Source organism: Terrabacter aeriphilus (assembly GCF_039542985.1).
GTDB lineage: Bacteria > Actinomycetota > Actinomycetes > Actinomycetales > Dermatophilaceae > Terrabacter > Terrabacter aeriphilus.
The window spans coordinates 144,141-157,131 of sequence record NZ_BAABIW010000016.1; the positions used below are offsets into that span (position 1 = coordinate 144,141).

General features: G+C 73.1%; 10 protein-coding genes. 2 read left to right on the forward strand and 8 right to left on the reverse strand.

What is annotated here, in order from left to right; all coding sequences use genetic code 11:
- Window positions 1–15: 15 nt before the first annotated feature.
- Together ABD979_RS12445 and ABD979_RS12450 are read right to left on the reverse strand one after the other, a co-directional pair.
- A complete protein-coding gene (locus ABD979_RS12445; protein ID WP_345507796.1) occupies window positions 16–1,209 on the reverse strand; it encodes an AAA family ATPase in 1,194 nt (397 codons plus the stop codon).
- Between the two features lie 116 nt (window positions 1,210–1,325).
- On the reverse strand, window positions 1,326–3,458 hold the full coding sequence (locus ABD979_RS12450; protein WP_345507797.1) for a DNA gyrase/topoisomerase IV subunit B: 2,133 nt from the start codon (window positions 3,456–3,458) through the stop codon (window positions 1,326–1,328).
- A gap of 371 nt (window positions 3,459–3,829) precedes the next feature.
- Here ABD979_RS12450 and ABD979_RS12455 point away from each other — a divergent pair, with 371 nt between their 5' ends.
- Both ABD979_RS12455 and ABD979_RS12460 read left to right on the forward strand, forming a co-directional pair.
- Window positions 3,830–4,054, forward strand: coding sequence for a DUF7455 domain-containing protein (locus ABD979_RS12455; RefSeq protein ID WP_345507798.1), 225 nt, complete (start codon window positions 3,830–3,832; stop codon window positions 4,052–4,054).
- A 71-nt stretch (window positions 4,055–4,125) separates the two neighbouring features.
- Complete coding sequence (locus tag ABD979_RS12460; protein ID WP_345507799.1) at window positions 4,126–4,500, forward strand: DUF456 family protein; 375 nt, start codon at window positions 4,126–4,128, stop codon at window positions 4,498–4,500.
- A 217-nt stretch (window positions 4,501–4,717) separates the two neighbouring features.
- On the opposite strand, the gene ABD979_RS12465 is transcribed toward ABD979_RS12460, so the two are convergent.
- The 6 genes from ABD979_RS12465 to ABD979_RS12490 all read right to left on the reverse strand — a co-directional run bounded on the left by ABD979_RS12465 (window position 4,718) and on the right by ABD979_RS12490 (window position 12,626).
- Window positions 4,718–5,122 carry a DUF3040 domain-containing protein gene (locus ABD979_RS12465; RefSeq protein ID WP_345507800.1) on the reverse strand — a complete coding sequence of 135 codons (405 nt, stop codon included), beginning with the start codon at window positions 5,120–5,122 and terminating at the stop codon, window positions 4,718–4,720.
- A gap of 74 nt (window positions 5,123–5,196) precedes the next feature.
- A complete protein-coding gene (dinB, locus tag ABD979_RS12470) occupies window positions 5,197–6,456 on the reverse strand; it encodes a DNA polymerase IV (RefSeq protein WP_345507801.1) in 1,260 nt (419 codons plus the stop codon).
- 45 nt (window positions 6,457–6,501) lie between these two features.
- The gene (locus ABD979_RS12475; RefSeq protein WP_345507802.1) at window positions 6,502–7,266 is read right to left on the reverse strand and encodes a class I SAM-dependent methyltransferase; all 765 of its coding nucleotides are present in this window, start codon (window positions 7,264–7,266) and stop codon (window positions 6,502–6,504) included.
- Between the two features lie 129 nt (window positions 7,267–7,395).
- The gene (locus ABD979_RS12480; RefSeq protein WP_345507803.1) at window positions 7,396–11,283 is read right to left on the reverse strand and encodes a DNA polymerase III subunit alpha; all 3,888 of its coding nucleotides are present in this window, start codon (window positions 11,281–11,283) and stop codon (window positions 7,396–7,398) included.
- A 137-nt stretch (window positions 11,284–11,420) separates the two neighbouring features.
- Complete coding sequence (locus ABD979_RS12485) at window positions 11,421–11,882, reverse strand: SAV_6107 family HEPN domain-containing protein (RefSeq protein WP_345507804.1); 462 nt, start codon at window positions 11,880–11,882, stop codon at window positions 11,421–11,423.
- A gap of 153 nt (window positions 11,883–12,035) precedes the next feature.
- Window positions 12,036–12,626 carry a DUF6504 family protein gene (locus ABD979_RS12490; protein WP_345507805.1) on the reverse strand — a complete coding sequence of 197 codons (591 nt, stop codon included), beginning with the start codon at window positions 12,624–12,626 and terminating at the stop codon, window positions 12,036–12,038.
- Window positions 12,627–12,991 lie beyond the last annotated feature (365 nt).

Below are 12,991 nucleotides of genomic sequence, written 5' to 3' on the forward strand. Positions count from 1 at the left end.
CCTCGCCCGGCCCCGTCAGGGCGTGCGGATCCCGGCGACCATGGCGTCGATGATGCTCTCGACGGCCACCTCGTCGGCGGCCGCCTCGAAGCCGAGGGTGACGCGGTGGCGCAGCACGCGGTGCGTCAGCGCCTTGACGTCGTCGGGCACCACGTGGTTGCGCCCGTCAACGAGGGCCCGGGCCCGCGCGGCACTCGTGAAGGCGATGCTCGCGCGGGGGCTCGCGCCGAACTCGACGTAGCCGGCGAGCCGTGGCTCGACGTAGTCGTGCGGGTGACGGGTGACGTAGCCGATGCCGACGATGTAGTTGACGATGGCCGGGTCGATGTAGACCCGGGAGACGAGGCCCTGCAGCCGCTTGACGTCGTCGGTCGAGACGACCGGCTCGGCCGGTGCGCCGAAGACTCCGGAGTCGATGCGGCGCAGCACCTCGGCCTCCTCCGCCGGCGACGGGTAGTCGAGCACGTCCTTGAGCATGAAGCGGTCCATCTGCGCCTCGGGCAGCGGGTAGGTGCCCTCCTGCTCGATGGGGTTCTGCGTGGCGAGCACGAGGAACGGGTCGGGCAGGGCGTAGCTGCGGTCGCCGATCGAGGTCTGCCGCTCCTGCATCGCCTCGAGCATCGCCGACTGCGTCTTCGCGCTGCTCCGGTTGATCTCGTCGAGCAGCACGAAGTTGGCGTGGACCGGGCCGAGCTGGGTCTCGAACGTGCCGGCGTGCTGGTTGTAGACCTGCGTGCCGACGATGTCGCTCGGCAGCAGGTCGGGGGTGCACTGGATCCGGTGGAAGCGCCCGCCGACGGCCTGCGCGATCGTCTGGGCGGCCGTCGTCTTGGCCAGGCCGGGCACGCTCTCGAGGAGCACGTGCCCGCCGGTCAGGAGCGCGATGAGCAGGGTCTCCTGCAGGCGCGCCTGCCCCACGACGCGCGAGGCGAACGCCGTGGAGATCGCCTCGACCTTCTCAGCGGCCCAGCGCAGCTCGTCGCGCGTGAGGTAGCGCGCCGGGGCGGGGACCGTGCGCTCGGGCACGCTGTCGATGCCCGCGACGGCGACGTCGTCGTTCGGCGAGGCCGGGGCGCCGGCGAGCTGCTCCGGCTCCTCGGGCGCGGTGGTGCCGGGCACGGCGACCGCGAAGGACGCGGTCACGTGGTCGTGCTGCGCGGCCTGCTGCTCGTCGGTCGCCGACTCCTCGGCGTTGACGTTGCCCACCATCGATCCCCTTCTCGACGCGTACCGGCGCGCGGGAGCGTCGGCACGCACATCGTAAGCACTGCGGCCACCCGATCGGGCCGGCGCACCCACGGCGGCGCCGGCCCTGACGGCCCCCGTCAGGCGTCGATGCGCTCCCGGTCGACCTCGGCGGCGGACTCGATGATGAAGTCCTTGCGGGGAGCGACCTCGTTGCCCATGAGCAGCTCGAAGACCCGCTCGGCGGCCTCGAGGTCACGCATCGTCACCTTGCGCAGCGTGCGGTGGCGCGGGTCCATCGTCGTGTCGGCCAGCTGGTCGGCATCCATCTCACCGAGACCCTTGTAGCGCTGCATCGGCTGCTTCACCTTCTTGCCCGACTTCTCCAGGCGCGTCAGGGTGCGGCGCATCTCCACCTCGTTGTAGGTGTAGATCAGCTCGTTCTTCTTGGCCCCGGCGTTGATGACCTCGATCCGGTGCAGCGGCGGCATCGCGGCGTAGACGCGCCCGGCGTCGACGAGCGGGCGCATGTAGCGGAAGAAGAGCGTCAGCAGCAGGGTGCGGATGTGGGCGCCGTCGACGTCGGCGTCGGTCATGATGATGACCTTGCCGTAGCGCGCGGCCGAGAGGTCGAAGCTGCGGCCCGACCCGGCGCCGATGACCTGGATGATCGAGGCGCACTCGGCGTTCTTCAGCATGTCGCTGACCGAGGCCTTCTGGACGTTGAGGATCTTGCCGCGGATCGGCAGCAGCGCCTGGAACTCCGAGCTACGGGCCTCCTTGGCGGTGCCCATGGCCGAGTCGCCCTCGACGATGAACAGCTCGGAGCGCTCGACGTCGGTGGTGCGGCAGTCGCGCAGCTTCGAGGGCAGGGTCGAGCTCTCGAGGGCGTTCTTGCGCCGCTGCGTCTCCTTGTGCAGCCGCGCGCTGATGCGCGACTTCATCTCTGAGACGACCTTCTCGAGCAGCAGCGCCGCCTGCGCCTTGTCGCCGCGCTTGGGCGACGTGAGCCGCTCGGTCAGCTCCTTCTCGACGACCTTGGCGACGATGGCGCGCACGGCATTGGTGCCGAGCACCTCCTTGGTCTGCCCCTCGAACTGCGGCTCGGCCAGGCGCACCGTGACGACGGCCGTCATGCCGGCGAGGATGTCGTCCTTCTCGGGCTTGTCGTTGCCGACCTTGAGCCGCCGCCCGTTGACCTCGATCTGCTTGCGGAAGACCTTGACGATCGACTGCTCGAAACCGGTGACGTGGGTGCCGCCCTTGGGCGTCGTGATGATGTTGACGAACGACGAGAGCCTGGTGTCGTAGCCCTGGCCCCAGCGCAGCGCCACCTCGACGCCGCACTCGCGCTCGAGCTCGGTCGGGGTCATGTGGCCGTTGACGTCGAGGACGGGGACCGTCTCGGTGAAGGTGCCGGAGCCCTCGAGGCGCCACACGTCGGTGATGGGGGTGTCGGGCGCGAGGAACTCGACGAAGTCGGTGATGCCGCCGTCGTGCTGGAAGACCTCCTCGATCGGGCCCTCCTCACCGGGCGTGCCCCTGAGGCGACGCTCGTCGCGGATGACGAGGCGCAGGCCGGGCACGAGGAAGGAGGTCTGCCGCGCCCGCCCGAGGATCGCGTCGTAGTCGAGCTCGGCGTCCTTGAGGAAGATCTGGCGGTCGGGCCAGAAGCGCACCCGCGAGCCGGTCACGCCGCGCTTGGCCTTGCCGACGACCGGCAGGGCGCTCTTCTTCTCGTACGGGGTGAACTCCGCCTCGGGCGAGTGCACCGGCGAGCGGTCGGTGAAGGTGCCCGGCTCGCCGCGGCGGAAGCTCATGCCGTACGTCTTGCCGCCGCGGTCGACCTCGACGTCGAGGCGGGCCGAGAGGGCGTTGACGACGGACGCGCCGACACCGTGGAGGCCACCCGTGGCGGCATACGACGCCCCGCCGAACTTGCCGCCCGCGTGCAGCTTGGTGAAGACGACCTCGACGCCGGAGAGGCCGGTGCGCGGCTCGACGTCGACGGGGATGCCGCGGCCGTTGTCGCGCACCTCGATCGAGCCGTCGCTGCCGAGGATGACCTCGATGCCCGTGCACACGCCCGCGAGGGCCTCGTCGACCGCGTTGTCGATGATCTCCCAGAGGCAGTGCATGAGACCGCGCTGGTCGGTCGAGCCGATGTACATGCCCGGGCGCTTGCGCACCGCCTCGAGGCCCTCGAGGACCTGGAGGTGTCGCGCGGTGTAGTCGCCGGTGCCGGAGGGGGCGGGTCGGGAGGCGGGGGCCACGGTGTGTCGGTCTCTTTCGGTCGGGAAGCGGCCAGCGGTTCGCCACGGGTGCGTGCTGGCAGAGGCAGCCTAACCACCGGCGGTGACGGCCCCCGGGAGGCTCGCGGCCCCGCCCGGGGGCACGCGGATGAGGTATGCAGACCGGGTATGGCATCCGTATCGGGCGGCGGCGCCGAATCACCGACACATAACGATGTCGAGCCGTGGGGTGTCTCACCGACCGAGCCTGCCGATCGGGAAGGATTCCACGTGATTGACTGTTGCAACGTCCGCGACGCACACCCGGTCCACCCGATGGACCATCGAGTGTCGCAGGCACATGGCAGGGTTTCCCTGACGGGAGACCCCCGAGGGAGGAAAGAGGCGAAGACATGACGACAGCACTGGCACCCGAACTGACTGCTGCTGACCGCTGCGACCGATGTGGGGCTCAGGCCTACATCCGCGCCCGCCTCGTTTCCGGCGGAGAGCTGCTCTTCTGCGCGCACCACGGACGGGAGCACCTCCCGGCGCTGAAGGACAAGGCTCTCGACATCCGCGACGAGACGGACCGACTCAACGAGATCCCGGGCTCCTCGCCCGTCGACGAACGCTGAGCACTGCAGGCGACCTCCGACCCGGCCCTTCCTGACCCCATCCAGACCCGCACGCCGCCGACGGCGCACCCATGATCACCGCGACGAACGTCCTCGTCCTGCTCGCGATGCTCGTGGGGACCGTCGGCATCGTCGTCCCGGTGCTCCCGGGACTCCTGCTGGTCTGGGGTTCGACGCTCGTGTGGGCGCTCGGACGTCAGGACGGGCCGGGTTGGCTCGTCCTCGGCCTCGCCACGCTCTGGTATGCCGTGGGCCTCGTGACGCAGTACACGGTGCCCGGGCGCGGGATGAAGACCGCCGGCGTGCGAGGCGCCGTCGTGGCGGTCGCCCTCGCGGTCGCGGTCGTCGGCTTCTTCGTCGTGCCGGGCGTCGGTGCACCGCTCGGCTTCGTGCTCGCGGTCTACGCCATCGAGCGGGTGCGACGCCGGGAGCACGCCGGCGCCTGACGCGCCACCGTGGCGGCGATCCGTGCGGTCGCCCTCAACGTCGGCATCGAGCTCGCGACGGCGTTCGCCGTCATCGCGACGTGGGCCGTCGCGGTCTATGCGACGAGGCCCTGATCACCGGCAACCCTGGACACGCCTCAACGGCCGGTCACCGACCGGACGCCGACGAGTGGTCACCAGCAGGTGGACAGCAGCGGCTTGGTCACCGGCGGCGTCTTCACCACTGGTCGCGGCGGCGCTTCTCCCAGCGTTCCTCGAGGCGCTCCATGAAGCTGCCACCCTGACGGGAGGCGTTCGCCTTGGCCTTGCCGCCGGCGCGCGGCTTGGGCTGCCCGTCGGTGCCGACGGCCGCCAGCTTCGTCTTGGACGGCGTGATCGCGTAGACGATCCCGGCCACCATGACGGCGAAGCCGACCGCACCGAGCCAGATGTAGCTGCTCATCGCCGAGACGACGACGAGCGCCAGACCGGCGACGCCGGCCACGATGCCGGCCAGAACACGACCTCGGCCCAGCCCTCGCGACTTCGTCTTCTCGATGCGCGAGGCAAAGCGTGGGTCTTCGGCGTAGAGAGCCTCCTCCATCTGCTGAAGGAGGGCTTCCTCGTGTTCCGAAAGTGCCACCCGGCACCTCCCTGGTGCGAAATCGACTGTGCCCGAATCGTATGTCGGAAACGGCCGACGCGGACTTCTTTCCCTCAGGATAAGTCGCGCCGCTCCCGTTGGGAACCCGAGGGTCGGTCGGGCATGAGTGATGCTGGCCGCACCGACCCCGCGCCGAAGCGCGCGCTCGCCCGGTCGACCGCCCGATCGGCCTCCCGCCACCCGTGCTCCGGCTCGTCGAGGGTGGCCTGGATGGGCGCGACCGACGACGGGACGAGCCCCTCGAGACGCACGCCGACGAGCCGGATCCGGGCGCGCTGGAGGCCGAGCCGGTCGTAGAGCTCGCGCGCCGTCGCGAAGATGTCCCGCGAGACGTCGGTGTGGTGGCGCAGCGTCTTGGCACGCGTGATCGTCGTGAAGTCGGCGAAGCGCACCTTGATCGAGACGGTGCGTCCCGTCATCCCCGCGGACCGGGCCCGCGCGGCCGTGCGGTCCGCGAGGCGGAGCAGCTCGCGGTGGATGCGCACGGGGTCGTCGATGTCGTGCGCGAAGGTCTCGTCGGCCCCGATCGACTTCTCCCGCCGCTCGGGGACGACCGAGCGCGGGTCGCGGCCCCACGCGAGGTCGTGCAGGCTGCGGCCCGACACGTCGCCGAGGGCCCGCTGGAGGGTCTCGACGGGCGTGTGCGCGAGGTCGGCCACGGTGCGCAGGCCGAGTCGGTGCAGGTGCTCCTCGGTCTTGTCGCCGACCCCCCAGATCGCCCCGACGGGGAGCTGGTGGAGGAAGGAGACGACCTCGTCGCGGGGCACGACGATGAGGCCGTCGGGCTTGGCGAGGTTGGAGGCGAGCTTCGCGACGAACTTCGTCGAGGCCACCCCGACCGAGCAGGTGATGCCCTGCTCGTCGGCGATGGTGTCGCGCAGCTGCTCGGCGATCTGCGTCGGGCGGCCAAGACGGCGCACGGCGCCGGCCACGTCGAGGAACGCCTCGTCGAGCGAGAGCGGTTCGACGCTGTCGGTGATCGTCGCGAAGGTGGCCATGACGGCCTCGGAGATGGCGGCGTACCGGCGGTGGTCCGGCTCGATGATGACGGCCTGGGGGCAGAGCCGCTGCGCGCGGGCCATCGGCATCGCCGAGGTGACGCCGAAGGCGCGCGCCTCGTAGGTGGCCGAGAGCACGACGGAGCGCCCGCTCGCCCCACCGATGATGACGGGACGACCCCGCAGCTCGGGTCGCGAGATGAGCGAGGCGGAGGCGTAGAAGGCGTCCATGTCGACGTGCAGCACGGTGCAGCCCGTGTCGTCCGGCGGCTCGGAGCTGCCGCGCGTCGGCGCCGTGAACTGGCGGCGGCTCACCGGGTCACCCCCCGGCAGCGGGCGGGGCGACGGGGCGCGCCGCCGTCAGCCGCGGCGTGCGGTGACGTGCAGGGCATTGCCGAGCGTCCGGAGGAACTCGCGCCCCGGCCCGGCGACGAGCAGCTCGTCGAGCTCGGCGAGGGCGGCCCGGTCGGCCTCGGTGTCGACGAGCTGGGCGGGCACGAGGTGGCCGAGGATGTTGGTGCCGCGCACGACGACGTCGTGGAAGCCGGCGTCGGAGAGCAGCGCCTCGAGCTGGTCGACGTCGAAGCGGCGCGGGAGCGGGTCGGTGCTCCCCCAGCGCCCGGACGGGTCGACGAGGGCGGCCCGGGCCTGGGCGAACTCGCCCGCGACGGCCTTGGCGAAGACGACGGAGAGGCGACCGGCGACGAGCAGCGAGAGCACGCCGTCGTCGCCCAGCGCCTGCGCGACGGCCCGCAGGGTCGCCGCGGGGTCGTCGACGAACTCGAGGGTGCCGTGGCAGCAGGCGAGGTCGACCCGGCGGCCGGCGAGCAGCACGTCGAGCGAGTCGCCGTCGCCCTGCACCGCGGTGACCCGGTCGACGATGCCGGCCTCGCGCACCCGCCGGGCGAGCGCCGCGAGGGCGTCGGGGCTGGGGTCGACGACGGTGACGTGGTGCCCGGCCTCGGCGAGCGGGACGGCCACCCCGCCGGTGCCACCGCCGAGGTCGAGCACCTCGAGCGGTCGGCCGAGGTGCGCGGAGCGCTCGTCGGCGAGGCGTGCCACGGCCGAGACGACCGCCGTCGGGCGGACGCCTCCACGTCGCTGGGGGCGGTGCTCGTCGGGCACAGGGTCCTCCGTGGGGTTGCCGTGGGGCAGGGCCGGACCCGGGGTCGGGGCCGCTGCGCTGCCGGTGCCGACCGGCCCCGCGTCATCGGGTGGCCGGGGCGGCACGAGCGGTTCAGGATCGTCTTCACCCTAGTGCCCCGAGCTTCCCGGGCTCGCGTGCCACAGCTTGCGTGGCGGCCCGCCCGCGGTGTCGGACGGCACGAGCGACCCGGTGGCCCGGCCCCCTCTGACGTCGTCGCCCGCCGGCTTGATGTCGGCGTACGGGGACTGCTTGAACCCCGACGCGTGCACGAGCACCCGGCGACCGTCGGGGCCCTCCCCCACGCCCCGCGGGGACCCGTCGGGACCGGCGAGCGCCGCGGCCCGCTCCCAGGCCGACCGGTCCGCGGCGTCGAGCGCGTCGCGGACCGCCGAGATGCCGCCGGCGGTCCACGCGTCCTGCAGCCCGGAGAGCTCCCACGCGCCGGTGGCGCGGATCGAGATCCCCCGCGGACCGGTGCGCCGGACGAACCCGCGGCAGAGCAGCAGCCACGAGTGGAAGACGGTGGCGGCATACGGACCCTGGACGTCCTCGAAGAAGGTGAGGTCGACGGGCCCGGTGGCGTCGTCGAGGGTGAGGAAGACGACGCGGCGCCCGGTGCGGATCGGCGGGGTCTGGGTGGCGACCTTGACGCCCGCGACCCAGACCTCGCGGCCGCTGCGGCCGGAGAGGAGGTCGCGGCCGCGGGTGACGCCGAGCGCGTCGAGCAGCGGACCGTAGAAGTCGACGACGTGGCCGCTCGCGTCGAGGCCGAGCACCTCGAGCTCGGCCCGCACCCGCTCGGGACCGGTCATCTCGGGCAGCCCGCTCGTCGCCGACAGGCGTGGTGTGTCGCCGAGGTCGAGCGTCAGCTGGGTCGCGACGTGCGCAGGAGCCCCGGCCGACGCCTGGGACTGCGCCGCCGCGAGCGCCCGGATGTCGCCGGTCGCCGAGACGGACGTCACCCGCCGGGACGCCCGGCCCGCTGCGGAGACCCGACGGGTCGAGCGCCGCTGCGACGACGACCACCGGTCGAGCTCGGCGACGTGGAGCAGCAGGTCGCGGCGGGTGATCCGCCCGCGCCGGCCGAGCCCGTGGCGGGCCCGCCCCACGACGCCCGAGCTGCCCTCGTCGAGGCGGGACGGGCCGCCGAGGTCGATGTCGTGCAGGGCGTCGAAGCCCCCCGCGAGCACGAGCTTCTCCGCGACAGGCCGGGAGACGTGCGCGCGCTGCCAGAAGTCGGAGAGGCTCGAGTAGGGCTGGCCGGCCACGATCTGCGCGACCTCCGCCTCGCTGATGCCGTGCACGTCGGCGAGCGAGAGCCGGATCGCCTCGCCGCCGTCCTCGGTGCGCTCGAAGCGGTAGGTGCCGGTGGAGACGTTGACGTCGAGCCCGAGCACCGTGATGCCGAAGCTGCGGGCGTCGTCGAGGATGAGCCGCTTGGGGTACATGCCGGGGTCGTGGGTCAGCACGCCGGCGAGGAAGGCGGCCGGGTGGTGCGTCTTGAGCCACGCCGACTGGTAGGTCGGCAGCGCGAACGCCGCCGCGTGCGCCTTGCAGAAGCCGAACGAGGCGAACGCCTTGAGCACCTCCCAGATCTTGTCGGCCACCTCGGGGGCGTAGCCGCGGGCCAGCGCGGCCGGGCGCCACCACTGCGCGATCTGCGCCTGGCCGGCCGGCGTGCCGAGGGTGCGGCGCACCTCGTCGGCCTGGGCGAGCGTCACCCCGGTCGTCTCCGCGACGATCATGAGCACCTGCTCGTGGAAGACGACGACGCCCTCGGTCTCCTCGAGCGCGGGGACGAGCGTCGGGTGCAGGTAGGAGGGGTCCTTCCACCCCTGCCGGGCGTTGAGGAACGGGATGATCATGTCGCTCTTGACCGGCCCGGGCCGGAAGAGCGAGATGTCGATGATGAGGTCGTCGAAGCTGCGGGGGCCGAACTTGCCGATGAGCTCGCGCTGGCCGGGGCTCTCGATCTGGAAGCAGCCGAGCGTCCGCGTCGAGCGGACGAGCTCGAAGGTCTCCTCGTCGTCGAAGGGCACCTGCGCCTCGTCGTCGAGGTCGATGCCGGTGTCGTCGACCCGGGCCACCTCGGCGACGGCGTGCGCCATCGCCGACTGCATCCGGATGCCGAGCACGTCGAGCTTGAGCAGGCCCATCTCCTCGACGTCGTCCTTGTCGAACTGGCTCATCGGGAAGCCCAGCCAGCTCGCCTCGACCGGGGTGCGGTCGAGCAGCACGGAGTCGGAGAGCACGACCCCGCACGGGTGCAGCGCGACGTGCCGGGGCAGCCCGTCGAGCCGTTCGACGATGTCGAACATCAGCTGGAGGCGGGGCACGTCGAGGCCGCTGGCGCGCAGCTCGGGCAGCTCGGCGAGGGCGTGGCGCACGTTGCGCGCGGCGATGTGCGGGAAGGCCTTGGCCATGGCGTCGACCTCGGGCGGGGGCAGTCCGAGCGCGGCGCCGGCGTCACGGATCGCGTGGCGCACCCGGTAGGTGTCCATCATCGAGACGCAGGTGACCCGCTCGCCGCCGAAGTGGTCGAGGATGCGCTCGTAGATCTCGGTGCGGCGGGCCGACTCGACGTCGATGTCGATGTCGGGCAGCTCGGCGCGGAGCGGGGAGCAGAAGCGCTCCATGAGCAGGCCGTGGCGCATCGGGTCGACGCCGGAGATGCCGAGCAGGTAGTTGACGAGCGAGCCGGCACCGGAGCCGCGCGCCGCGACCCGGACCCCCATCTCACGGATGAGGTCGCAGACCTGCGCGACGGTGAGGAAGTACGTCGCGTAGCCGAGCCCGCCGATGACGCCGAGCTCGTCCTCGAGCCGGTCGCTGACGGCCCGGAGCTCGGGCTCGGACCGTCCGGGGTAGCGACCCGGGATCGACTCGCGGCACCGGCGGGCGAGGACGTGGTGCGGGTTGGTGCCGGCCCGGATGCCGAGAACGCCGGGCTCGGGCAGGTGCACCGAGCCGATGCCGAGGTCGGCCCGCGGGTCCTGGATGCACTCGGTGGCGAGGGCCGTCGTGCGCGCGACGAGGGCGCGGGCCTGCTCGCGCGCCCTCGCACCGCCGCCGGCGAGCCCGGGGCCCGAGACCTGGACGACGTCGAGCGCGAGCGCGTGCATGACCGGGGTCGGCGAGAGGTGGCCGGCCGTGGTGACCCGGTCGAGGTGCCGCTCGTCGAGCGCGACGAGGCGCCGGGCCGCGTCGAGCACGTCGACGATCGCGGCATCCTGCGGGTCGGCGTGCCGCACCGCGGCGGTGATGACGCTCGGCACGCCGACCTCGCGGGCGAGCGCGAGCATCCGGCCGGCCTGCCCGAGGCTGCCGGGCAGGTGCTCCGGCCCACCGTGGCAGACGACCTCGACGGCGACCGCGCCGCGCGGCAGCAGGGCGACCCAGCGCTCGAGGGCTGCCCGGGCGCGGTCGCGCCGCTTGGCGAGCACGGCGCGGCCGACGTCGGAGTCCGGGCCGAGGAGCACGACGAGCCGGGCGTCGGCGGCGTCGGCGGCGGGCGACGCGCCGCGGCCCGGTTCAGCCCCGGCCGCGTCCGGGCGGGGCCTCGCACCGGCGTGCTCGGCGAGCAGGGACGCGGTGGTGACCGGGTTGCCCCGCTCCCCCCGCAGGTGCGTGGCCGTGACGAGCCGGCAGAGGGCGGCCCACCCCTCACCGGGCTGCAGCCCACCGCCGGCCCCGCGTGCGAGCACGGTGACCCGGGGCAGCCGCGGGTCGACGAGCGCACCGCCGCGCACGGGGGTGCGCACGGACGGTGCCCGACGGACCTCCGCCGGCTCCGGACCGAGCGCGAGGTCGACGCCGAGGACGGGTGCGACGCCGTGCTCCATGCAGGCGCGGACGAACTTCACGGCGCCGTAGAGCCCGTCGCGGTCGGTGAGGGCGAGCGCCGGCTGCCCGAAGGCGGCCGCGCGCTCGACGAGGTCGTGCGGCTTGGCCGTGCCGTAGCGCATCGAGTAGCCGGAGGCGACGTGCAGGTGCACGAAGCTCTCCCCCGAGCGGCCGGGCGCCGGCCGGTGCAGGCGCCGTGCCGGGTCCGGGTCCGGGTGTGGGTCTGGGTGTGGGCGTGGGTCCGGGTGTGGGGACGAGGGGACGGGGTGGGGGGTCGTCATGCTGCTCGTCACCCGGTCGCCCGGCTCCTCGTCCCGGAGCTGACCGAGACCGGGGTGATCGACTGCGGCAGCGGGACCGTCTGCGGGATCCCGAGCAGGTCCTGGACGATCTCGAGGAACATCTCGGCCTGGCGCAGCAGGTCGTCGGCCTCGCGGATGCTGAGGTGTCCGCCACGGTCGATGACCGACCGCTGGGCCGAGCAGGCCGCGAAGAAGCCGGCCCACTCCCCCAGCTCGGGCGCGACGCCGGGCAGCACCTGCCACACGCTGCGCGGCCGCGAGCGCGGGGTCGGGACGGTGCGGGCGGCGACGAGGGCCGCGGCCGCGCGCAGCGCTCCGAGGTGGGCGTCGCGGTGGCGCTCCGAGGCATCGCTCGTGCGGCAGGCGCACTCCAACGTGGTGCGGGCTCGCTCGAGCAGGTCGATCACGGCGACCGAGATCGGCGGGCGGCGCAGGTGGCCAGCAGTCACGACGGTCTCCTCTCTGGGTTCGGCAGGTCCGGACCGGGGTCCGGACCGGGATCTGAGGTTTTCGAGGGCCTGGGCCTGAAGCCCGAGGACCTGAAGCCCCAGGGTCTGAGGCCCGGGGGCAGGGGGCAGCAGGTGAGCTCCGGAGCGTTCCGGTCAGTCGGCGACGCGGACGAGCGACCAGCGGTCGTCGGCCCGGGCGGACTCGTCGTGGGCGAGGTCGTAGACCCCGGGGGCGAACGACCACCCCGGGCTCGCCTCGACCCGCCAGACGTGCTGCTCGCGCGCCGCGGCGGCGAGCGTCTGCCCCGGCTGCACCTGCGCCTCCTCCGCCTCGAGCGCGTCGTGCCACCACGCCCGCCGCTCGCGCCACTGGGCGAGCACCCCGCGCACGACGTAGAGACGTCCACGCCAGATGAAGGCCTCGGGGGCCGGCTCAGCGGTGCCGGACTCCTCGTCGAGCCGGCTCCCGGCGACACCGCCGCCGCTTCCCCCGTCGAGGCTCCGGAGCGGTCCACCGCTCGGCATCGCCCGCCCGCTCGCGACGGACTGCGCGTTCGCGCCGCGCCACCGGGCGGACCGGGCGGACCGGTCCCCACCCCCGGACCGGCCGGCCCCGACTGCTGACCGTTCCTGCTCCCGGAGCTGCTCCCGGGACCGCTCCTGAGAGTGCTCCTGAGAGTGCTCCCAGGACCGCTGCTGCTCCTGCTCGTGCTCCTGCTGCTGCTCCCGCAGCCTCACCTGCACGGAATCCCTGAACCTACGCACCGCGACACGTCTCCCTCGGACACGTCGAGGCCGACATCACGACCCGACACGCTCGCGCCCCACACGAGCGGCCGACACCAACCGACGACTGGACTGAATTTCTCGAACACCTGTTCGATACGACAACAGTAACCCCTGCCGCCGACACCGTGTCAAGACGACCGTCGGGCCTCCGCCGGACGCCTGTCGGAAGCCCGCAGGAAGCCCGTCGCAAGCCCGTGCCCGACCTCCCCGACGCCGACCTGAGTACCCGTGCTCAGGCCTGCCGGCCGCGCTCCCGGAAGAGTGGCGCACACGCGGGTCCGGTCCGCGAACGGAGAGGCTCAGGGGTCCTGTCCGCCCAC

Coding starts and splice junctions, on each gene's coding strand:
- ABD979_RS12455 (WP_345507798.1), top strand. CDS start 3,830: ATGACGACAGCACTGGCACCCGAACTGACTGCTGCTGACCGCTGCGAC.
- ABD979_RS12445 (WP_345507796.1), bottom strand. CDS start 1,209: ATGGTGGGCAACGTCAACGCCGAGGAGTCGGCGACCGACGAGCAGCAG.
- ABD979_RS12460 (WP_345507799.1), top strand. CDS start 4,126: ATGATCACCGCGACGAACGTCCTCGTCCTGCTCGCGATGCTCGTGGGG.